This is a genomic window from Actinoplanes sp. NPDC049548 (assembly GCF_040676695.1).
Lineage (GTDB): Bacteria > Actinomycetota > Actinomycetes > Mycobacteriales > Micromonosporaceae > Actinoplanes.
This window is the reverse complement of the sequence record NZ_JBFAPM010000007.1, coordinates 192,392-213,906: the sequence shown is the minus strand read 5'-3', so window position 1 is coordinate 213,906 and position 21,515 is coordinate 192,392. Positions and strand designations below refer to the sequence as shown.

At 70.6% G+C, this 21,515-nt stretch carries 20 protein-coding genes and 2 pseudogenes; 4 read left to right on the top strand and 18 right to left on the bottom strand.

From position 1 onward, the window contains the following. Positions 1–52: 52 nt before the first annotated feature. On the bottom strand, positions 53–1,612 hold the full coding sequence (locus tag AB0J80_RS16610) for an MFS transporter (RefSeq protein ID WP_364705419.1): 1,560 nt from the start codon (positions 1,610–1,612) through the stop codon (positions 53–55). Positions 1,613–1,633: 21 nt separating this feature from the next. Then, positions 1,634–2,122, bottom strand: coding sequence for a helix-turn-helix domain-containing protein (locus AB0J80_RS16605; RefSeq protein WP_364705417.1), 489 nt, complete (start codon positions 2,120–2,122; stop codon positions 1,634–1,636). 56 nt (positions 2,123–2,178) lie between these two features. On the opposite strand from AB0J80_RS16605, the gene AB0J80_RS16600 reads away from it, so the two are divergent. Then, positions 2,179–2,691 (top strand): PaaI family thioesterase, encoded by a 513-nt coding sequence (locus tag AB0J80_RS16600; RefSeq protein ID WP_364705415.1) that lies wholly within the window; start codon positions 2,179–2,181, stop codon positions 2,689–2,691. A 2-nt stretch (positions 2,692–2,693) separates the two neighbouring features. Here AB0J80_RS16600 and AB0J80_RS16595 read toward each other — a convergent pair whose 3' ends face one another. The 3 genes from AB0J80_RS16595 to AB0J80_RS16585 form a co-directional block, all read right to left on the bottom strand. Then, entirely contained in the window at positions 2,694–3,989 is a 1,296-nt protein-coding gene (locus tag AB0J80_RS16595; RefSeq protein WP_364705413.1) for a serine hydrolase domain-containing protein, read from the bottom strand. Between the two features lie 69 nt (positions 3,990–4,058). Further along, complete coding sequence (gene hisS / locus AB0J80_RS16590; protein WP_364705411.1) at positions 4,059–5,396, bottom strand: histidine--tRNA ligase; 1,338 nt, start codon at positions 5,394–5,396, stop codon at positions 4,059–4,061. A 23-nt stretch (positions 5,397–5,419) separates the two neighbouring features. Next, positions 5,420–6,118 carry an MBL fold metallo-hydrolase gene (locus tag AB0J80_RS16585; protein ID WP_364705409.1) on the bottom strand — a complete coding sequence of 233 codons (699 nt, stop codon included), beginning with the start codon at positions 6,116–6,118 and terminating at the stop codon, positions 5,420–5,422. 165 nt (positions 6,119–6,283) lie between these two features. Here AB0J80_RS16585 and AB0J80_RS16580 point away from each other — a divergent pair, with 165 nt between their 5' ends. Both AB0J80_RS16580 and AB0J80_RS16575 read left to right on the top strand, forming a co-directional pair. Continuing rightward, entirely contained in the window at positions 6,284–7,192 is a 909-nt protein-coding gene (locus AB0J80_RS16580; RefSeq protein ID WP_364705408.1) for a peptidylprolyl isomerase, read from the top strand. Between the two features lie 35 nt (positions 7,193–7,227). After that, positions 7,228–8,061, top strand: a complete 834-nt coding sequence (locus AB0J80_RS16575) for a peptidylprolyl isomerase (protein WP_364705406.1) — start codon at positions 7,228–7,230, stop codon at positions 8,059–8,061. A gap of 56 nt (positions 8,062–8,117) precedes the next feature. On the opposite strand, the gene AB0J80_RS16570 is transcribed toward AB0J80_RS16575, so the two are convergent. From AB0J80_RS16570 to ruvC, 10 genes and pseudogenes are all read right to left on the bottom strand, one after another. Continuing rightward, a complete protein-coding gene (locus AB0J80_RS16570; protein ID WP_364705404.1) occupies positions 8,118–11,009 on the bottom strand; it encodes a RelA/SpoT family protein in 2,892 nt (963 codons plus the stop codon). A 116-nt stretch (positions 11,010–11,125) separates the two neighbouring features. Further along, on the bottom strand, positions 11,126–11,686 hold the full coding sequence (locus AB0J80_RS16565) for an adenine phosphoribosyltransferase (protein WP_364705402.1): 561 nt from the start codon (positions 11,684–11,686) through the stop codon (positions 11,126–11,128). A 66-nt stretch (positions 11,687–11,752) separates the two neighbouring features. Then, positions 11,753–12,937, bottom strand: coding sequence for a protein translocase subunit SecF (secF, locus tag AB0J80_RS16560; protein ID WP_364705400.1), 1,185 nt, complete (start codon positions 12,935–12,937; stop codon positions 11,753–11,755). 1 nt (position 12,938) lies between these two features. After that, complete coding sequence (secD, locus tag AB0J80_RS16555) at positions 12,939–14,858, bottom strand: protein translocase subunit SecD (protein ID WP_364705398.1); 1,920 nt, start codon at positions 14,856–14,858, stop codon at positions 12,939–12,941. 212 nt (positions 14,859–15,070) lie between these two features. Continuing rightward, the gene (yajC, locus tag AB0J80_RS16550) at positions 15,071–15,466 is read right to left on the bottom strand and encodes a preprotein translocase subunit YajC (protein ID WP_364705396.1); all 396 of its coding nucleotides are present in this window, start codon (positions 15,464–15,466) and stop codon (positions 15,071–15,073) included. A 134-nt stretch (positions 15,467–15,600) separates the two neighbouring features. Continuing rightward, positions 15,601–16,548 carry a Holliday junction branch migration DNA helicase RuvB gene (ruvB, locus tag AB0J80_RS16545; protein ID WP_364705661.1) on the bottom strand — a complete coding sequence of 316 codons (948 nt, stop codon included), beginning with the start codon at positions 16,546–16,548 and terminating at the stop codon, positions 15,601–15,603. A gap of 105 nt (positions 16,549–16,653) precedes the next feature. Continuing rightward, positions 16,654–17,442, bottom strand: a pseudogene (locus tag AB0J80_RS16540) (LAGLIDADG family homing endonuclease); the annotation flags it as partial. Positions 17,443–17,469: 27 nt separating this feature from the next. Then, positions 17,470–17,667: pseudogene (locus tag AB0J80_RS16535) on the bottom strand (Holliday junction branch migration DNA helicase RuvB); the annotation flags it as partial. After that, entirely contained in the window at positions 17,664–18,266 is a 603-nt protein-coding gene (gene ruvA, locus AB0J80_RS16530) for a Holliday junction branch migration protein RuvA (RefSeq protein ID WP_364705394.1), read from the bottom strand. The gene ruvA and the pseudogene AB0J80_RS16535, both read right to left, overlap by 4 nt. Then, positions 18,266–18,808 (bottom strand): crossover junction endodeoxyribonuclease RuvC, encoded by a 543-nt coding sequence (ruvC, locus tag AB0J80_RS16525; RefSeq protein WP_364705660.1) that lies wholly within the window; start codon positions 18,806–18,808, stop codon positions 18,266–18,268. The genes ruvA and ruvC overlap by 1 nt, the downstream gene beginning before the upstream one ends. 121 nt (positions 18,809–18,929) lie before the next feature. Between ruvC and AB0J80_RS16520 the strand changes: the two genes are divergently transcribed. Further along, positions 18,930–19,460 carry a hypothetical protein gene (locus tag AB0J80_RS16520; protein ID WP_364705392.1) on the top strand — a complete coding sequence of 177 codons (531 nt, stop codon included), beginning with the start codon at positions 18,930–18,932 and terminating at the stop codon, positions 19,458–19,460. 1 nt (position 19,461) lies between these two features. On the opposite strand, the gene AB0J80_RS16515 is transcribed toward AB0J80_RS16520, so the two are convergent. Genes AB0J80_RS16515 through pdxT form a run of 3 tightly spaced genes read right to left on the bottom strand, consistent with a single transcriptional unit; the run spans position 19,462 to position 21,422 of the window. Further along, positions 19,462–20,004 (bottom strand): Uma2 family endonuclease, encoded by a 543-nt coding sequence (locus tag AB0J80_RS16515; RefSeq protein WP_364705390.1) that lies wholly within the window; start codon positions 20,002–20,004, stop codon positions 19,462–19,464. 40 nt (positions 20,005–20,044) lie between these two features. Further along, positions 20,045–20,797, bottom strand: a complete 753-nt coding sequence (locus tag AB0J80_RS16510; protein WP_364705388.1) for a YebC/PmpR family DNA-binding transcriptional regulator — start codon at positions 20,795–20,797, stop codon at positions 20,045–20,047. 19 nt (positions 20,798–20,816) lie between these two features. Further along, entirely contained in the window at positions 20,817–21,422 is a 606-nt protein-coding gene (gene pdxT, locus AB0J80_RS16505; RefSeq protein ID WP_364705386.1) for a pyridoxal 5'-phosphate synthase glutaminase subunit PdxT, read from the bottom strand. Positions 21,423–21,515 lie beyond the last annotated feature (93 nt).

Here is a 21,515-nt window from a genome sequence, read left to right as displayed (position 1 = left end):
CGGGAGAGCGGCTCGGTTATGAGGTTAATCGGAACAAATACGAAACATCTGGCTAATCGGGCGACTGGGCGGGCAGGAGGTGCGTAACCGCCGGCGGACCGTCCGCCAGCGCCAGCGCCTTCTCCTCCTCGCGTTCGTCGCTGCCCGTCATCCGCCCGTCGTGCTGGCGCAGATGCTCCTCCCATGTCGGCACCAGGTAGACCTCGACGAACTCGTCGGCCTGCTCGCCGTCACGGAACAGTCCCCAGCGGGTCGCGCCGGTGCGCTGGCGGGAACGGCGGACCGCCTGCATCGCCGCGACGAAGTCGTCGCGGTGCTCCGGGCGTACCCGATAGGTCGTCGTGACCAGCACCGGGCCGTCGTCGAGATGCGGCTCCAGCATCAGGTGCGGCTCCGGCCAGTAGATCGCCGGGCTGCGGTCGCCGGCCTGCTCGTGCAGGGGCAGGCGGACGACGGTGGCCGTACCGGCGAGCATGAGCGTCGCGGCGGCCAGGAACGCGCCCCGCAGCCCTGCCGCCTCGGCCACCTGGCCCCAGCAGAAAGCGCCGAGCGCCTGCCCGCCTGCGAAGACGACCTGGTAGACGGCGAAGCCACGGGCGCGTACCCAGTTGGGCAGGAAGAGTTGCAGGCTCGCGTTCATCCGCGACACCTGGGCCATCCAGGCCAGCCCGGCGAGCACCAGCACCGGCACGACGACCAGCGCGACAGGCACGAGCGCGACGACGACCAGCGCACCGCCGTAGACGATGCCGGAGAGCACGAGGAGCCGGTTGGGCGACACCTGCGCGCGGATGCGCGGCATGAGCAGGGCACCGAGGATCGCGCCGGCGCCCAGCGCGGCCAGCAGGATGCCGTAGCCGCTGGAGCCCATGTCCAGCTCGCGGTCCGCGACGAGTGGCAGCAGACCCCAGACGATGCTGCCGGGCAGCACGAACAACGCCACGCGCAGCAGGATGCGGCGCACCACCGGCGAGTAGCGCACGTAGCGGCCACCGGCGCGCAGCGCCGGGCCGAACCGCTCGGCGTGGCTGCTCCCCTCCTGCGGGGGCCGCCGCCAGCGCATCAGGGCGACGGCGAACACGACGAACGACAACGCGTTGAGTCCGAACACCACGGTGACACCGGCGTGCGCCACGAGCAGCCCGGCGACGGCGGGCCCGGCCGCGCGGGCGAGGTTGGTGTTGACCGCGCCCAGCGCCGAGGCCGACGCCAGCTCGGCGCGGGGCACCACCTCGGGGATGACCGCCTGCCACGTCGGCAGGGTCAGCGCCTGGCCGACACCCAGCAGGAACGTGAAGACCAGCAGCAGTGCGGGCGGCATCCGGTCGGCCGCCGTCAGCGCGGTCAGGGTCGCTGCCACCCCGAAGAGCCCCACCTGTACGCCGAGCAGCAGCCGGCGCCGGTCGAACGTGTCGGCGAGGGTGCCGGACGGCAGCGCGAGCAGCAGCACGGGAAGCATGGTGGCCGTCTGCACCAGGCTGACGTACGTGGCCGCGTCCGGCTCGTGCACGACCCGCCACGAGGCGCCGACGGTCTGCATCCACGTGCCGACGTTGCTGGCGAGTACGCCGATCCACAGTCCGCGGAACACCTTGTCGCGCAGCGGGTCCACGATCCGGCAGCTTAGCGGTGGTCATCGGCGGCGCCGGGCTCCCGGGCCGGGCCGCGGGAGGACGTCGCGGTACTCGGTCACGCGATGACCGTCCGCGCAGTGCAGCTCGGTGTGGATCTCCGCTCCGCAGGCCCGGTGCGTCATGGTCAGCGGCGGACCCTCGGGCTCGGCGAGGTAGCGGTCGCCCCACTCCATCACCGCGACCAGGACGGGGTAGAGGTCGAAGCCCTTCTGGGTGAGCCGGTACTCGTGGCGTACCCGGGCGCCGGGCTCCTGGTAGGGCTCCCGGCGCAGCACGCCGTGCGCGACGAGCGAGGCCAGCCGGTTGGTCAGGACCTGCCGGGGGATGCCGGTCTGCTCGCGCATGTCGGCGAAGCGCCGGACGCCGTTGAACACCTCACGCATGACGACGAAGGTCCACTTCTCGCCGAGCACGGCCATCGAGCGGCCGATCGTGCAGGTCTCGACGGACCACTCCAGGGCCTCGGGGCGCACTGTGGTCGGGGTCATAACCACCGAGGCTAGGTCTCATTGACAGACGCAGCAAGGGGTGAAAGCCTGCGTCCATGACGCAGACCCAGAGGGAGGCCCGGTCCCGGACCTTCGAGTGGACCGACCCGGCCGAGAACGCGAGCCTGCTCGGCCGCACCACCGGCCTCGAGCTGCTCCAGGCCATGGCCGCCGGCGAGGTGCCCGCTCCCCCGGTCATGCACCTGGTCGACATGTGCGGCATGGACGTCGCCGAGGGCAGCGTCACGATCTACCTCGAGCCGCAGGAGTTCCACTACAACCCGCTCGGCACGGTGCACGGCGGCGTCCTCTCCACGTTGCTGGACACCGCCGCCGCCTGCTCCGTGCACTCGACGCTGCCGGCCGGGGTGGGCTACACCAGCCTCGACCTCACCGTGAAGTTCCTGCGCCCGGTGACGGTGGCGTCAGGACGGCTGACCACCACCGGCACCGTCCTGCAGCGCGGGCGCCGGACCGCGCTGGCCGAGGCCCGGATGACCGACGCGGCCGGCCGTCTGGTCGCCCACGCGACCTCGAGCTGCATGATCCTCGAGGCCGCGGGCGCCTGACGTCACTTCGCGGCGCTGGGGGCGGGCGTGATGCCCCGGAGGTTGTCGAGCACCTCGGAGGGCACCGGCTTGCCGAGCATCTGGCAGACGGTCACCGCGTCGGCGCCGAAGAGGATGGTCCGGTAGTAACGCTCCACGCCGGGGTTCTCGGTCGCCTCGTTGGGTTCGCCCGTCGAGTCGGTGACCGCAACACGCCGGCCGTCCTCGGTCGCTGCAGCGGTGCTGTGGTGGCCCATCGTGTCACCGCCGTGGCCCCACACCGTGCCGCAGGGCGAGTCGGTGCGGAACAGCCCCAGGCCGTAGCCACCCTTGATCGGGAAGCCGTCCGGCAGCGGCACCGTGGTCTTCATCTGCTTGAGCTGCTCCTGGGAGAAGAGCCTGCCCTGCAGAACGGCGGAGAAGAAGCGGGACAGGTCGCTCGTCGTCGTGACGATCGCGCCGGCGGCACCGGCCCAGCCGCCGAGCGGCCAGCTCGAGACGTCGGTGTACTGCGGCGTGCCGCTCGCGAACTTGATCGCGTAGCCGTGGGCGTACCCGGGGCCGGTGTTCGTCGCCCGCGGGTCGGCGAAGTAGGTGTGCCGCAGGCCGAGCGGGCCGGTGATGCGCTGCCGCACCAGGTCGGGCAGGCTCCTGCCGGTCTGCTTCTGCAGGATCATCCCGAGCAGCGTGTAGTTGGTGTTCGAGTACTGCCAGCCCTTGCCCGGCGCGAAGTACGGCTCGTGTCTGAACGCCACGGCGAGCAGCTCGGCGTCGGTGTAGACATGCTGCGGATCATTCTCCATGCCGACGAAGAAGTCCGGGTCGCCGGTGTAGCTGAACAGGCCGCTGGTGTGGTTCAGCAGCATCCGCACGGAGATGTTCTCGCCGTTCGGCACGACACCGGGCAGGTACTTCTCGACCGGGGCGTCCAGCTTCAGCTTGCGCCGGTCGACCTGCTGCAGGGCGAGCACGGCCGTGAAGGTCTTCGTGTTGCTGCCGGCCTCGAACTGGTCGCGAACGGTGATCCGCCGCCCGGTGGCCCGGTCGGCGACGCCGCGGGCGTAGGTGTGGACCCGGCGCCCGTCGTCGATCCGGGCGATGTACCCGGGCGGGCCGACCTCCAGGACGCGCCGGGCGACCTCCCGCTGCAGGGCGTCGTTCACGGTGGGCGCCCCCGGCCCGGACGGCTTCGGCTGGTCCGTGGTGGCGGCGGCAGCGCTCACACCTGTTGCGGTGAGCGCGGCCGCCGCCGCCAGCACGAGCGCCGCCTTGCGGACGGGGTGCGAGGACGTGGTGGGGGTGTTCGTCTCGGTCGTCATGCATCGATCCTGTCGAGTTTCCCCGGCAAGATCATTCCCCCTGGCTACCCGGCTGCGGTAGGGCCAGCACTACCCGCCGGCGCCGACCACCGGCACCAGATCGCCGGCCGGCGGCGTCCACGCCCCCGCGTCCGCCTCGACCTGCTCACCCGAGCGGATGTCCTTGATGGTGTCGGGCTCGCCGTCCGCGCCCGGGAACCAGACGTACGGGATCCCACGCCGCTCGGCGAAGCGGATCTGCTTGCCGAACTTGGCGGCCGACGGCGCGACCTCGGTGCTGATCCGCCGCGACCGCAGCGCCTGGGCGATCCGGTCACACCGCCCTCGCAGGTCCTCATTGGGCAGTGCGACCAGCACGCACGTCGGCACGCTGCGCGAGATGGTGAGCGCGTCGTGGCCGAACAGCAGACCCAGCATCCGGGACACGCCGATGGAGATGCCCACGCCCGGGAACCGCTCGTTGCCCGAGGACGCGAGGTTCTCGTACCGTCCGCCCGAGCAGATCGAACCGAAGCGCTCGTATCCCCGCAGCTGCGTCTCGTAGACCGTGCCGGTGTAGTAGTCGAGACCGCGGGCGATCTTCAGCTCCGCCCGGACCAGCCCGGGAGCGTGCTCGGCGGCCGCGTCGACGACCCGGACGAGCTCGTCCAGACCTTCGTCGAGAAGCGGGTCCTCGACGCCGAGCGCACGCACGGCGTCCACGAAGGACGCGTCCTGCGCCGAGATCTCCGCCAGCCGCAGGCACGCCGCTGCCTGCGCGTCGGTCGCGCCGGCCGTCTCCACCAGCAGGGCCGCGACCTTGTCCGGGCCGATCTTGTCGAGCTTGTCGACGGTACGCAGGACCTGGTCCGGATCCCCCAGGCCGAGCCCGGTGTAGAAGCCCTCGCACACCTTGCGGTTGTTGACGAGGATCGTCGCCGGCGGGATGGGCAGCGACCGGAAGGCGTCGCCTATCACCAGCGGCATCTCGGTGTCGTAGTGGAACGGCAGCGTGTCCCGGTCGACCACGTCGATGTCGGCCTGCAGGAACTCCCGGTAGCGGCCCTCCTGCGGGCGCTCGCCGCGCCACACCTTCTGGATCTGGTAGCGCCGGAACGGGAACTGCAGCTTGCCGCTGTTCTCCAGCACGAACCGGGCGAACGGCACGGTCAGGTCGAAGTGCAGGCCGAGCGCGTCGTCGCCGCCTCCCGTGGCGGGGTCCTCCTGGAGGCGGCGCAGGACGTACACCTCCTTGGAGGTCTCACCCTTGCGCAGCAACTGGTCCATCGGCTCGACGGCGCGGGTCTCGAGCGGCGCGAAGCCGTACAGCTCGAAGGTGGCGCGGATCTTCTCGATGACGTTCTGTTCGATCATCCGCTGGGCGGGCAGCCACTCCGGGAACCCGGAGATGGGCGTGGGCTTGCTCATGATGGTGCTTCTCCTTGCGAGGTCTAGAGGCCTCGGCTGGGCGCTCCGGTCAGGTCCCGCAGGTACGGGTTGGCCGAGCGCTCGCGGCCGATCGTCGTCTCGGGTCCGTGGCCGGGCAGCACGACGGTGTCGTCGGCCAGCGGCAGGATCTTCTCCCGCAGGCTGGTCAGCATCGTCTGCGTGTTGCCGCCCGGCAGGTCGGTGCGCCCGATGGAGCCGGCGAAGAGCACGTCGCCGGAGAGGCAGAGCTGCTCCGCCTCCCACTGCGAGCCCGCGCCGGGCAGCCGGAACAGCACCGACCCGCCGGTATGGCCGGGCGCATGGTCGACGGTGATCTCCAGACCGGCGAGGCTCAGCGTGGCGCCGTCGGTCAGCTCCGCGACGTCGTCGGGCTCGGAGTACGTGAGCCGGCCACCGAACAGCTCGTCCAGGCTGACGCCCAGGCCCTTGGCCGGGTCGGCGAGCAGCTCGGTGTCGGCCGGGTGCACGTACGCGGTGATGCCCTTGGCACCGCACACCGGCGCGACGGAGAACGTGTGGTCGAAGTGGCCGTGGGTCAGCAGCACCGCGGCCGGGTGCAGCCGGTGCTGGGCGAGCACCTCGTCGAGTTGGTCCAGCACGCCGACGCCCGGGTCGACGACCACGCACTGCTCGCCCGGGCCCGGGGCCACGACGTAGCAGTTGGTGTCGAAGGCCTGGGCCGGAAAGCCGGTGACGAGCACTCCGCACCCCTCTCTAGCTGTCGCATTCCCCCGAAAGCCTAGCCGGACGCACCGTACACACCGGCACGCAACCTCGCACACCACATTCTCAGGCGTTACCCGTACACTCTTGCGGGCGTGTGGCGTGGCGCACGGGGTGCTCAGTGTGAGGAAGGGAAGCCCTAGGTGGTCTCCAGCAAGGATCGGGCGCGGAAACTGGCGCGGGAGAAGCTTGATCGCCAGTTGGCGCGCCGGGCCGCGAAGCAGCGCCGCCGTCGGCAGATCCAGGCCGGCCTGGGCGCGGCCGCCGCGCTGATCCTCATCGTGGGCGGCATCGCCTGGCTCGGCGGCGCGTTCGACAGCGACGACACGACCACGGACGCCGCGGACGCCGACGTCTGCGCGTGGACGACGCAGAACGCCGAGAGCAACAAGAGCCTCAAGGACGTGGGCGAGCCGCCGACCGCCGGCATCCCCACCGAGGGCACCCGGCCGATGACGATCACCACCGACAAGGGCGCGCCGATCGTGGTGACCCTCGACCTGGTGAGCGCGCCGTGCAGCGCCGCCGACCTGTCCTACCTCGCGGGCAAGAAGTTCTACGACAACACCACCTGCCACGAGATCACGACCGAGGGTGCGATCCGCTGCGGCGACCCCAGCGGTACGGGCCAGGGCGGGCCGACGTACAGCGTCTACAACGAGAACCTGCCGCAGGCGCCGGAGCCCACACCCAGCGCCTCGGCCGCTCCGTCGAAGACGCCCGCCGCCCCGCTGTACCCGAAGGGCACGGTGGCCCTCATCGGCGACCCGCCCGGCAGCAACGGCAGCCAGTTCCTCATCTTCTTCAAGGACTTCACGCCCAAGGGCGAGCCGCAGTACCCGATCGTCGGGCAGGTCACCGGCGGCATGGACACGGTGGCGAAGCTCGGCAAGATCCCGGTCGTGGCCAACGACGCGGGTGACAAGGTGAAGCCGAAGGACAAGATCACCGTGCAGAGCATCACCGTCGGCGAGCCCACCACAGCCCCCGTCTCGACCCCATCGGCCGCGGCCTCGGCCCCGTCCGCGGCGCCCTCGGCGTCCAGCCAGTAGCCCCCACCGCACGCAGGGATATCAGGAGGAACACCGTGTCGTCGATCAAGGACAGGCAGCGCGCGGCGGCGCGGGCGCGCCTGGAGAAGGAGATGGCCGAGCGGGCCGCTGCGGCCAAGAAGCGCCGGCAGCGCCAGGCCATCATCGGCTCGGCCCTCGCGGTCGTGGTGATCGCGGGTGCCGCGGTCTGGATCGCGGCCGCCCTCGGCAACGACGACGACAAGGACACCCCGTCCGCCGCCGCGCCGCCGCCGGGAACGGTCGCCTGCAACTGGATCCCGGAGGACGGCAGCAGCGGTGCCAAGATCAAGGACACCGGCGGCCTGCCCCCGAACAATGTGCCGAACACCGGCAAGAGCACGCTGACCATGGACACCAACCTCGGTGCCATCACGGCCACGGTGGACCTCTCCAAGGCCCCCTGCACCGGCGCGGCGTTCACCTACCTGTCCGGCAAGAAGTTCTGGAACAACACCAAGTGCCACCGGCTCACCACCGAGGGCATCAAGGTGCTGCAGTGCGGTGACCCGTCGGCGTCGGGCAAGGGCTACCGCCCCACCGACGGCCAGGGCGGCCCCAACTTCAAGTACCCGGAGGAGAACCTCCCGACCAACGCGAAGCCCACGTACCCGAAGGGCACGATCGCGATGGCCAAGACCCAGGCGCCCAGCACCACGGGCAGCCAGTTCTTCATCGTGTACGCCGACACGGACCTCCCCGCCGACTACACGGTCCTGGGCACGATCACCAAGGGTCTGGACATCGTCGAGGACGTGGCCAAGGCGGGCAGCGACAACGCCAACTCCAAGGGCGACGGCCACCCGAAGAAGGAAGTCGAGATCAAGTCGCTGACGATGAGCGCAGCCTGATCAGCGGTTGGTGAGGGGCGGGCCCGGGCGGGTCCGCCCCTCATTCGTCTCCGCCGTCAGGCGCCCGAAGTGACGCGGTAGGCGTCGAAGACGCCGTCCACCTTGCGCACCGCCGCCACGAGGTGGCCCAGGTGCTTCGGGTCGGCCATCTCGAACGTGAAGCGGCTGACCGCCACCCGGTCCCGCGTGGTCGTGACCGTCGCCGACAGGATGTTGACCCGCTCCTCGGACAGCACCCGGGTCACGTCCGCCAGCAGCTTGTGCCGGTCGAGCGCCTCCACCTGGATCGCCACCAGGAACGTCGACGCCGACGTCGGCTTCCAGCTCACCTCGACCACGCGTTCGCTCTGCTCCCGCAGGTCCTCGGCATTGGCGCAGTCCTCGCGGTGCACGCTCACGCCGCCGGAGCGGGTGACGAAACCGAACACCGCGTCGCCCGGCACCGGCGTGCAGCAGCGGGCCAGCTTCACCCACACGTCGCTGACGTCCTTGACCACGACGCCGGGGTCGTTGGCGGTGCTGCGGTTACGCGGCGGGCGGGTCGCGACGGCGGTCTCGGCGATGTCCTCGACCGCGCCCTCCTCGCCACCGAAGCCGGCGACGAGCTTCTGCACGACCGACTGGGCGGAGACGGTGTTCTCACCGACGGCCGCGTACAGCGAGGAGACGTCCGCCAGATGCAGGTCGCGGGCGATGGTGGTGAGGTTCTCGCTGGTCAGCATGCGCTGCAGGGGCAGGCCCTGCTTGCGCATCGCCTTGACGATCGCCTCCTTGCCGGCCTCGATCGCCTCCTCGCGGCGCTCCTTGTTGAAGAACTGCCGGATCTTGGTACGCGCCCGCGGGCTCTTGACGAAGCCGAGCCAGTCCTGCGTCGGCCCGGCCGTCGCCGACTTCGACGTGAAGATCTCGATCACGTCGCCGTTGGACAGCGTCGACTCCAGCGGCACCAGCTTGCCGTTGACCCGCGCACCGATCGTCTTGTGACCCACCTCGGTGTGCACCGCGTACGCGAAGTCCACCGGCGTCGAACCGGTCGGCAGCGGGATGACGTCGCCCTTGGGCGTGAAGACGTACACCTCCTGGCTGGACAGATCGAAGCGCAGCGCGTCGAGGAACTCGCTCGGGTCGCTGGCCTCGCGCTGCCAGTCGAGCAGCTGCCGCAGCCACGTCATCTCGTCGATGTGCGCCGGCGGGCCGACGATCGTGGCGCCCTTCTGCTCCTTGTACTTCCAGTGCGCGGCGATACCGAACTCCGCCGTACGGTGCATCGCGAAGGTCCGGATCTGCATCTCGACCGGCTTGCCGGTCGGGCCGATGACCGTCGTGTGCAACGACTGGTACATGTTGAACTTCGGCATCGCGATGTAGTCCTTGAACCGGCCCGGCACCGGCTGCCAGTTCGCGTGGATCACGCCCAGCGCGGCGTAGCAGTCGCGGACCGTGTCGACCAGGATGCGCACGCCGACCAGGTCGTAGATGTCGTTGAAGTCGCGGCCCCGCACGATCATCTTCTGGTAGATCGAGTACAGGTGCTTGGGCCGGCCGGTCACCTCGGCCTTGATCTTCGCCGACTTCAGGTCGAGCTGGACCCGGTTCGTCACCTGCCGCAGCAGCGCCTCCCGCTGCGGCTGGTGCTCCCCGATCAGCCGGTTGATCTCCTCGAACCGCTTCGGGAACAGCGTGCCGAACGCCAGGTCCTCGAGCTCCCACTTGATCGTGTTCATACCGAGCCGGTGGGCCAGCGGCGCCAGGATCTCCAGCGTCTCCTTGGCCTTCTGCTCCTGCTTGGCGCGGGGCAGGAAGGTCAGGGTGCGCATGTTGTGCAGCCGGTCGGCCAGCTTGATGACCAGCACCCGGGGATCCTTGGCCATCGCGACGACCATCTTGCGGATCGTCTCGGCCTTGGCGGCGTCGCCGAGCTTGACCCGGTCGAGCTTCGTCACGCCGTCGACCAGCAGCGCGACCTCACCGCCGAAGTCCGCGCGCATCTGGTCGAGGCTGTAGTCGGTGTCCTCGATGGTGTCGTGCAGCAGCGCGGCCACGAGCGTGGTGGTGTCCATGCCCAGGTTCGCCAGGATGGTCGCCACGGCCAGCGGATGCGTGATGTACGGGTCGCCGGACTTGCGATACTGCCCCGAGTGCCAGCGAGCGGCGACGTCGAACGCGCGCTGCAGCGCCCGGCCGTCGGCCTTCGGGTGGCTGGCCCGGTGCGTGGCGATCAGCGGCTCGAGCACCTCGCTGACCTGGGTGCTCTGCCAGGGCGCGTTGAAGCGGGCGAGCCGGGCCCGCACCCGCCGCCCGGTCGGCGCACTGGCCAGCCCGAACCCGACGGCGCCATCGTCGCCCGGCGCCAGGGGCTGGGTCGCCTCGCCGTCGGAGACGGACGTCGCGGCGGCATCGGCCCGCGCGGCCTTACCGTCCGGGCCTGCGGCGCGCGCGACCTTGCCGTCCGCGCCTGGAGTACGCGCGACCTTGCCGTCCGCGCCTGGGGTCCGCGCGGCCTTGCCGTCCGCGCCAGCGGTCCGCGCCACCTTGCCGTCCGCGCCAGCGGTCCGCGCGACCTTGCCGTCCGCGCCTGGGGTCCGCGCGGCCTTGTCGCCCGTCGCAGGGGCCTTGTCGCCGGTCACAGGGGCCGCGCTGCCTGTCGCAGGGGCCTTGTCGCCCTTCACAGGGGCCTTGTCGCCCGTCGCAGGGGCCACGCCGCCTGTCGCAGGGGCCTTGTCGCCTTCCGCGGCCGGCGTCGCGGGCGTGTCATCGGCGGCGGTGGCCGGCGTGCGGGACGGCTTCGTCCCCGCGGCCACCCCGTTCGCGGGGGCCGCGCCGGGCTCGGCCGGTGAAGCTGCGTCGGGCTGCGCGGCCGTCGCCGAGTCACTCGGCGCCGTGGAAGCCCTGGTCGCGTCGGTCGGCTGCACCGTGCCCTCCGTCGGAGGGGCGACGTCGCTGGACACCGGCCTCCTCACGTCGCTACTGCTCACCTGGTTGGAAACGCCATCCTACCCGCCCACCCTTCCCCGATGGCCCGGCCCGATGGGCGAAAGAGTTGCGCCGAGAACCGCTAAAGGGATCAAACGGTCAGCAGGGCGTGCACGGTACGAGGGCTCAGCCGCGCCCGCCCGTCGAGGAAGCCCAGCTCCATCACCACGGAGAACCCGGACACCGCGCCACCGGCCCGCTCGACCAGCTCCAGGGCGGCCCCGGCCGTTCCCCCCGTGGCGAGCACGTCGTCGACCACCAGAACCCGCTGCCCGGCGACGAAGGCGTCCTGGTGCACCTCCAGGGTCGCCTCCCCGTACTCGAGGGCGTACGAGGCCGAGAACGTGTCCCGTGGCAGCTTCCCGGCCTTGCGGATCGGCACGACACCCGTGCCGGTCGCGTACGCGATCGCGGCGGCCAGCACGAACCCGCGCGCCTCGATGCCGGCCACGACGTCGAACGACCCGGCGCCGTGGTGGGCGACGATCGCATCGACGACCTCGCGGAACGCCCGTCCGTCGGAGAACAGCGGCGTCAGGTCCTTGAAGACGATGCCGGGCTTGGGGAAGTCCGGCACGTCCACCACCTGGCCGGCGACCAGCGCGGCCGCCTCCGGGCCGCTGTCCCCGCGTACCTGTGCAGTATTCGTCACGCGGCACAGCCTAGACAAAGCGACGGCCTGCCACCGATGCGGTGGCAGGCCGTCGGCACGGAATGGTCAGCGGCGCTTCTGGCCGCCGCTCGGACGGTTGCCCGCACCGCCGCCGCGGTTGTTGCCGCGCTTGCCGGCCGGCCGCGCACCCGGGCGTGGCGTCGTACCCTGCGTGGTGCCGGCCAGCGCCGGGACCTCGTCGGACGCGGTCGCGTTCGGGGTCCGGGAGCGCTCGCCGCGGGCGACGTCGCCGGAACGAGCCGAGGAGCGGCGGGCCAGTACCCGGGCGTTGTGCGCCTTGATCCGGGGCTCCTGGTTCTTGAGCGCGACGAGCATCGGCGACGCGAACATGATCGACGACAGCACGCCCAGGCCCATGCCGACGAACAGCACCAGGCCGAGGTCCTTCAGCGTGCCCGCGCCGAGCAGGCCGGCACCGATGAACAGCAGGCCGCCGACGGGCAGCAGCGCCACGAGACCGGTGTTGATCGAGCGCATCAGGGTCTGGTTGACCGCGAGGTTGGTCGCCTCGCCGTACGTCCTGGTGCTGCCGGCCGTGATCCCGCGCGTGTTCTCCTGCACCTTGTCGAACACCACGACGACGTCGTAGAGGGAGAAGCCGAGGATCGTCAGGAAGCCGATGATGGTCGACGGGGTGACCTCGAAGCCGACGATGGAGTACACACCCGCGGTCAGCACGAGGTCGAGCAGCAGCGACGTGACCGCCGCGACCGCCATCCGCCACTCGAAGCGGATCACCAGATAGCCGAGCACCAACACCAGGAAGATGCCGAGACCGAGCAGCGCCTGCCGGGTGACCTGACCACCCCATGCGGCGGAGACCCGGTCGTCGCTGATCTGTTCGGCGGGCACGCCCAGGTCCTTGACCAGCGCGTTCTTGACCGCGGTCGACTGCTCCTGGGAGAGCGCGGCGGTGCGGACGGTGTAGCTCGTGTCGCTGCCCTTGCCCACCTGCTGGGCGGCACCGATGTTGGCCTCCTTGGCCACACCCGCGGTCGCGACGGCCTTCTCCACCGCGTTGTGCGCGGCTTCGGTGCTGCCGACGGCGGCCGGCAGGGAGAACTGCGTGCCGCCGGAGAACTCGATGCCCAGGTGGAAGCCGCGGACCACGAAGCTGCCGATGGCGAGCACGACCAGCGCCGCCGCGATCGTGAACCACAGCTTGCGGCGACCGACGATGTTGAGGTTCGCCTCGCCCATGTAGAGGCGTTCGGCAAGGCCCTTGGCCATGTCAGGCCTCCTTCTCGGTCGGGGTCCGCTTGAGGGCGCGGCCGAGGCCGCTGACCCGCGGCGACAGGAACGCCCTGGTGTTCGCGAACATCGTCATGATCGGGTGGCGGAAGAGGAACACCACGAGAAGGTCCAGGACCGTGGAGAGGCCCAGCGCGAACGCGAAGCCCCGCACCGCGCCGATCGACACGATGTACAGCACCAGCGCCGCCATGATCGTGATGGTGTTCGCGGAGATGATGGTACGCCGCGCGCGGGCCCACGCCCTCGGTACGGCGCTACGCGCACTCCGCCCCTCGTGGATCTCGTCCTTGAGGCGCTCGAAGTAGATGACGAACGAGTCGGCTGCGACACCGAGCGACACGATGAAACCGGCGATACCGGCGAGGGTCAGCGTGAACCCGGTGGTGCGGCCGAGCACGACCAGCGCCCCGAAGGTCAGCAGACCGGAGAGCAGCAGGCTCAGGAAGATGACCGAGCCGAGCAGGCGGTAGTAGAAGAACGCGTAGATCGCGACCAGACCCATGCCGATGGCAGCGGCGATCAGGCCGGCCTCAAGCTGCTGGATGCCCAGCGTCGCGGAGACGGTCTGCGTCGCCACCGGCTGGAAGGTGACCGGCAGGGCACCGTACTTGATCTGGTCGGCGAGCTCGCGCGCCGAGGCCGAGTTGAACTGCCCGGTGATCTGCGACTGGCCGCTCAGCACGCCCTGGATCTCCGGCGCGGAGATGACCGTCTTGTCCAGGACCACGGCGACCAGGCAGTGCGTCGCACCGGTCGACAGCGCCTGCGCGGCGGTCAGGCAGGTGTCGTTCGACGCCGGCTGGAACGCCTCACGGGTGAGCTCGGTCCACTTCTTCTGGCCCTCGCTCTTGAAGTCCAGCGACACGACCCACTGGCCCGACTGCTGGTCCAGCTGCGGCGACGCGGTGTCGATGTCCTCACCGATGACCTTCGCGGCGTCCAGGTACATCTTCGCGCCGCTCTGGCACGCGACCACCTTCGACTTGATGTCGGCGATGGCGCCCGCCGGCCGCTTCTCGAGCTGGTCGCAGCTGATCGTCGGGACGTTGAACTGCATCTCCGGGCTCAGCGCGTTGACCTCTTCGGGGGTCAGCGTCGAGAACGCCTTGAAAGGCAGCCCCGCCTTAGGGTCGGTGGACAGGTCCACCGGGTCGGTGAGCTTCTCGGCCGCGGCCCACGCGGCGGCGCCGACCTTCTTCTCGATCGCGGCGCGCTGCTGCTTGACGTCCGCGGTGACCGGCGCGGGTGCCGCCGACGCGGACGGCGCCGGGGCCGGTGCGGCGGACGGCGCGGACGCCGGGGCGGAGGCGCTGGCGCTGGGCGCGGGAGCCCGCTCGCCGCCGCCCTGGCCGCCGCTCGACGCCGACGGGACGGCGCTGGCGGGTGCCTTCTTCGCGCCGGCCGAGGCGCTCGGCTTCGGCGTCGCGCTGCCGCTGGGGGCCGCGCTGGGTGCGGCCGACGGCGGGTTGACCGCCACCGCAGCGGCGTCGCCGGTCGCCTTCAGCACCTTGCGGAACCGCATCTCGGCCGCCTGGCCGACGTTCTTGAGCTGGTCGTTCGCCTCACCGGCGACGGACACCACGATGTTGCGGTTGCCCTCGACGACCACCTCGGCCTCGGTCACGCCGAGCGCGTTCACCCGCTGATCGATGATCTTGCGGGCTTCCTCCATGCTGTTCTGGTTCGGCACCTGGCCGTTGGCCAGCAGGGCCGCCTGGTACGTGGCCTGCGTGCCGCCGATCAGGTCGAGCCCGAGCCGGGGGTGCAGCCGCTCCTCGTAGCCGAGCCCTTTGGTGCCGGGGCCCCAGAACACCAGCAGGTACAGGATCGCGAAGAGGAGACCGAGCACGGCGAGTTGCCGCCCGGGATGTGGTTGTCCCTGTGGTGGTCGTGCCACGACTGTCGATCTCCTCGTGCTGAGAGCTGCCGCGGGAGCGCGGCCGCAGGTGGGGATAGGGCGGGGCAAGCGGCGCCGGACCGGAACACACGTCCGGCCGATTGACCCGGCGCCGATTATTCACAACAAAGGGCCGTTCGGGTGCCCCACCCCGCGGCCCGTTGCCATTCCGCGACACCGCGGCCCGCCTCGGGCGGGCCGCGCGTGCGGCGTCAGTCCTTGTTCTTGCGGGTCTCGACGACCGGGCTCTGCACCGGCTCCTCGGCCACCGGCTCCGCCACGACGGGATCATCGGCCACGATGGGCTCCTCCGCCACGGCCTCCTGCCGGGTCACGCGGGCGATCGCCGGGCGGGCGTACCGGGCGTTGACACCGGGCTGGATCTCCAGCGTGACGACCTCGTCGTCGACGGCGACGACGGTGCCGTGCAGGCCGCCGATGGTCACGACCTCATCGCCGGGGCCCAGCGCCGACTGCATGGCCTGCGCCTCGCGGCGGCGCTTCTGCTGGGGGCGGATCATCATGAAGTACATGACGCCGAAGAGCAGGACGATGAGCAGCAACGGCATGAAACTGCCGCCGCCCTGCGCTTGAGCTGCGAAAGTCACGAGGAGGAACCTTCCGTGGGGCCACCGCCGCGGCCGAAGGACGCGCGGTGTGGCGATATATACGTCCCGCTGGACGGCGGCGAGTCTAATCCTTCTTCCTGGGAAGGAGCCGAGCGGCACACGTCACGTTCACATTACGGAGAGGATTCCCCATCCCGGGCGAAGAGGTCGGGCTGGTGCGGCATCCCGGCCCGGCCCTCCGGCGGCGTCTTGCCGAGGTGCCGCCAGCCCGCGTCGGTGGCCACCCGCCCCCGCGGCGTACGCGCCAGCAGACCCGCCCTCACCAGGAACGGCTCGCACATCTCCTCGACGGTGTCGGACTGCTCCCCCACCGCCACGGCGAGCGTCGACAGCCCGACCGGGCCACCCCGGAACGACTCCACCAGGGCGCGCAGCACGGCCCGGTCGAGCCGGTCCAGGCCGAGCTGGTCGACGTCGTACACGGTTAGGGCGGCCTTGGCGGTCTCCTCGTTGACGACACCGTCGCCACGCACCTCGGCGTAGTCCCGCACCCGCCGCAGCAACCGGTTGGCGATACGCGGCGTCCCCCGCGACCGCCCGGCGATCTCGGCGGCGCCCTCCGGCGTGATCGGCACCCCGAGGATCCGCGCGGACCGGTGCAGCAGCGCATCCAGGTCGGCGGGCGAGTAGAAGTCCAGGTGGGCGACGAACCCGAACCGGTCGCGCATGGGTCCGGACAACAGCCCGGCGCGGGTGGTGGCGCCGACCAGAGTGAACGGTTCGACGTCGAGCGGGATCGCGGTGGCGCCGGGCCCCTTGCCCACCACCACGTCGACCCGGAAGTCCTCCATGGCGCTGTAGAGCAGCTCCTCGGCCGGCTTGGCGATCCGATGGATCTCGTCGATGAAGAGGACGTCGCCCTCACTCAGGCCGGTCAGGATCGCGGCGAGATCCCCGGACCGCTCGATCACCGGACCGCTCGTGGTGCGGATCCCGGTACCCAGCTCGGCAGCCACGATGTTCGCCAGCGTGGTGTTGTGCACGACGAGGTCGTTCACCGTGAAGGTGTGGTCGCCGGCGACCGTCAGGCAGCGGCACTCGTGCAGGCCGGCGGGCTCCACCGAGACGACACGGTCGGGCGCCAGAGACTCGTCGAAGCGGTCCCGGCGGGGAGCCCACTCCCGCAGCCGCTCGCCGCGCTGACCGATCGGGCTGATTCGCTCCACAAACCGGGCCGCGTCGTCCTGACTGGTGATGCTGAGTCGCCACGATTCGTGGGGATGCCCCTGGTAGCGGCCTCGCTTGAGCTTCAAGCGCGACTGGATCCCGAGCCGGAGCAAAAGATGCTGAGTGTCCTCGAGAAGGCCACGGGAGACGCTGTAGAACTCGATCACCACGTCGTAGCGATCCTTGCCCCGGCGACTGACCGTGCCGTCGCAGGCGAAGTACGCCGCCAGAAACGCGCTGACCTGCCAGGTGTCCCCGCGGTAGACGAACTCGGGAACTCGCTTCATCCAAGCGGTCTTGTCCAGCAGCCCGGTCTCACGCAGCCATGGCTTGAGATCGGAGACCCTGATGAGCGAGCTGCGTGCCGAGTTGGGCCGAGTGTTGTGCGGATAACCGAGGCGGTCACACGTCGCGCGGAAGTCGTCCAGCACTGCGGGATCCCCGCCGGTGAAGGTGACCTGGTTGCTGGTGCAGCCGTCGCCGATCATGTATCCGGCCAGCCGGAACTCGTCGGCCGTCTCCGTGCCGTCGGCGACGGTGCCGGGACTCAGCACGTTGGCCAGCACGTCGTCCGGAGTGAGATCACCGGCCTTGACCCAACCCTCGGTCGTCCAGAAGGGGTGATCCGGCGCGGCGACCACCTCCCGACCGGCTGCCGTCCGGATCCGAACGGAGTCGAGCTCGCCCTGTTCGTGCACCGCCTGCACCTCGGCGGGCTCTCCGGTACGGGTGATGACGAAGTCACCGACCGCCACATCGCCCAGCCTGCGTCGAGTTCCGTCCCTCATGAGGACGAGGGCGTCCACCGAGACGGGCTTACCTAAGCCGGGCGGCCCTGAGAGCAGGATGTGGTCGGGCGGGGTGCCGCGGCCCATCGCGCCCTTCAGCAGCAGCTCGAGCTGGTCGCGGACGCGGTGCTGGGCGATGAAGTCGGCGAGGCGGCGGGGGCGGACGCTGGCCTCGGCGTCCAGGTCCTCGTCCTCGGCGTACGGGGAGACCAGGTCGTCGCTCATCGGGTGCGGCCCAGCAGACGGATCGCCTGGCGCAGCAGGACCGGCACCGGGGGTGTCTCGCCGTCGACGGTCTCGGCGACGGCGGCGACCGCCTGGTCGGCCTGCTGGGCGGACCAGCCGAGCGCGATGACGCCCTGGCGGACCTGCTCCTGCCAGCCGCCGCTGAGGGCGCCCGCCACGCCGTCGGGGCCGGTCGCGACGGCGCCGATGCGGTCGCGCAGCTCGAGCACCAGGCGTTCGGCGCCCTTCTTGCCGATGCCGGGGACGCGGGTCAGGGCGGCGATGTCTCCGGACGAGATCGCCCGGCGTACGGCTTCCGGCTGGTGGACGGCGAGCACGGCCTGGGCCAGTCGCGGGCCGACGCCGCTCGCCGTCTGCAGGAGCTCGAAGAGGTGTTTCTCGTCGTCGTCGGCGAAGCCGTAGAGGGTCAGCGAGTCCTCCCGCACGACAAGGCTGGTGGCGAGCCGGGTCTCGGCGCCGGCCCGGAGACCGGCGAGCGTGCCGGGCGCGCACTGCACGGCGAGCCCGACCCCGCCGACTTCGATGACGGCGCTGTCCGGGGCGATGGCGGCGACCACGCCGCGCACGCTGGCGATCATCAACGGGCTCCTGTCCTGCGAACGGGGGTACGGGCGGCCTTGACCGCGGCGGCCTGCAGCCGGGCCCGGGTGCCGCCGCGCCAGATGTGGCAGATCGCGATGGCGAGCGCGTCGGCGGCGTCGGCGGGGCGAGGTGGGCCGTCGAGGCCGAGCAGGCGGGTCACCATGCTGGTGACCTGGGCCTTGCCGGCGGTTCCGGACCCGGTCACGGCCGCTTTGACCTCGCTGGGCGTGTACGTCTGGACGGGCAGTCCGGCCCGCGCACCGGCGAGGATGCCGACGCCGCTGGCCTGCGCCGTACCCGTGACGGTCTGGGTGTTGTGCTGGCTGAAGACCCGCTCGACGGCGACGCTGTCGGGCCGGTGTTCGGCCACGAGCTCGGCGAGCGAGCGGTCGAGGTGCAACAGGCGCAGCGCGATGTCCTCGTCCGGCTCGGTGTAGACGACGTAGTAGCCGACGAGCTTGCACGGGCGTCCGGGCACGCCTTCGACGACCCCGACGCCGCAGCGGGTGAGGCCGGGGTCGATGCCGAGGACCCGCACGAGCTCCCCCTTCACCTCGGACGTGTGTTCGACACCCTAGTACGGCCGGACCCGGCTGCCCCGGGCGACACACGCACATCGACCCCTTGTGCGGTGACCGGCGTCACTCGACGATGGAGGGGTGGCGTACCTGTTCCCGCCGATGGACGACGAGCCGCCGGCGGACTACCTCGCGTTCGTCGCCGACCGCCTGGAACCGCTGCACCGGGAGGCCTGGCGGTTGTGCGGCGGCGACCGGTCCGCGGGCTCGCTCGCGATGGACGTGCTCACCGACCTCGCGGGCCACTGGCGCCGGCTGGTCTGGGAGGGCCGGCTGCGGCGCCGTGACGTGCGCGGCGACTACCTGACCCACCGCCTGGCGAAGCGGACCGCGCAGTGGCGCGAGGACCAGATCTACCCGGTCGAGGTCACGGTGGTGCCCCCGCCGAAGACGTACGCTCGGCCGGCACCGACGACGGTCGCGCAGCAGCTGGCCCCGCTGCTTCCGACGACGGTACGCGACGAGGCCGGCGTCGTGGCGGAAGCGGAGATCGCCTGGGTGCACGCCTACCGCAGGCACATCTGGCACCGCTACGCCCGCATCTGCGGCGGCGGCATCCTCCTGGTCGGCGGCATGATCCAGGTCATGTCCCAGGCCTCCGGCGCCGGCTGAGCTAGCGGGCGCGGTACTCCACCTCAAGTTCGGAGAGCAGCACCTCACGCTCGCACGCGTAGGCAGCCTTGTCGTCCGACTGGGACAGCTTGTACACGAAGACGAGCGCGTCATCGTCCGGACAGCCGGGCGCCTGGTCGACGATCCAGTACTCAGGGATGCCACGCTCGGCGTACCAGGCCATCTTTTCGGTGTACTCGCCGTTTGGCGAGCTCTCCGACACGATCTCGACGACGAGACGGTAAGCGGACCCGGGCAAGTTCGAGTAGGACGCCAAGCCGGGAGGCAGGACTTCGACCACCCCGAGGTCAGGAAGGCGGCAGTCCCGCGGCCGATCCCCCAGCACCCCCGGGTCCTGGAAGACCCGAAGCCCCGCCGCGTGCAGAAGCAGGTACAGACGACCCGCCATCTCCTTATGCCAGAAGGTCGATGGGGTCATGATGTTGAGGTTTCCCGCGTGCAGCTCGTAGCGATAACCTTCGGGCAGGGTGAGGAGATCTTCGACATCGATGCTCTCGATCGGCGGAAAATAGAGGCTCGTCATCACAAGCACCTCCTCACCCTACTAGTCACGCGACCACCTGTCACGCGTCAAGTGCTGCCATGATCTCGTCGCTGACGTCGAAGTTGGCGTAGATGTTCTGGACGTCGTCGCAGTCCTCGAGGACGTCGATCAGCTTGAAGACCTTGCGGGCGGCCTCCTCGTCGACCGGCACCGTCATCGTCGGCACCAGCGAGGACTCGGCGGAGTCGTACTCGATGCCGGCGTCCTGCAGCGCCGTGCGGACCGCGACCAGGTCGCCGGGCTCGCTGACGACCTCGAACGAGTCGCCCAGGTCGTTGATCTCCTCGGCGCCTGCCTCCAGGACGGCCAGCATGATGTCGTCCTCGGAGTGCTCGCCCTTGGGGACGATCACCACGCCCTTGCGGTTGAACAGGTACGACACCGAGCCGGCGTCGGCGAAGGTGCCGCCGTTGCGGGTCAGCGCCGTGCGGACCTCGGTGGCCGCGCGGTTGCGGTTGTCGGTCAGGCACTCGATCAGCATCGCCACGCCGCTGGGGCCGTAGCCCTCGTACATGATGGTCTGCCAGTCGGCGCCGCCGGCCTCGAGGCCGGAACCGCGCTTGACGGCGCGGTCGATGTTGTCGTTGGGGACCGAGCTCTTCTTGGCCTTCTGGATGGCGTCGTAGAGCGTGGGGTTACCAGCCGGGTCGCCGCCGCCGACACGGGCCGCCACCTCGACGTTCTTGATCAGCTTGGCGAACATCTTGCCGCGCTTGGCGTCGATGACGGCCTTCTTGTGCTTGGTCGTCGCCCACTTGGAGTGGCCGGACATGCGTAACCTCCGTGTCGTACTACCGTGCGTCTACGGCGTGGCGGACCATCTCGACGAAGTACCGGTGGACGCGGAGGTCGCCGGTGAGCTCCGGGTGGAAAGCCGTGGCGAGCAGGTTCCCCTGCCGAACGGCGACAATCCTACCGGCGGCGGGCCCGTCCTCGACGCGACCCAGCACCCGCACGTCGGCGCCGACCTCCTCGACCCACGGCGCGCGGATGAAGACGGCGTGGAAATCGCCGCCCTCGACCTCGTCGATGCGCACCGCGGCCTCGAAAGAGTCGACCTGCCGGCCGAAGGCGTTGCGGCGCACGGTCATGTCGATGCCGGCGAAGGACTCCTGGTCGGGCCGACCGTCCAGGACCGTCGTGGCCAGCATGATCATCCCCGCGCAGGAGCCGTAGACGGGCATGCCGTCGGCGATCCGCTTACGGATCGGGTCCAGCAGGCCGAAGGTGACCGCGAGCTTGCTCATGGTGGTGGACTCGCCGCCGGGGATGACGAGCGCGTCGACGTCGTCCAGCTCTTCCGGCCGGCGGACCGGGCGCGCCAGGGCGTCGCTCTCGGCCAGGGCGGAGAGGTGTTCGCGGACATCACCCTGGAGGGCGAGGACTCCGATGTTCATGAGGGTCTCGATCCAGATCAAAGTCAAGAGCTTGATGTCGTGCCTGGTTGCATGGTGCAGACCGTCGCTCCCGCCGAGGCCGGGCGCGGGCGG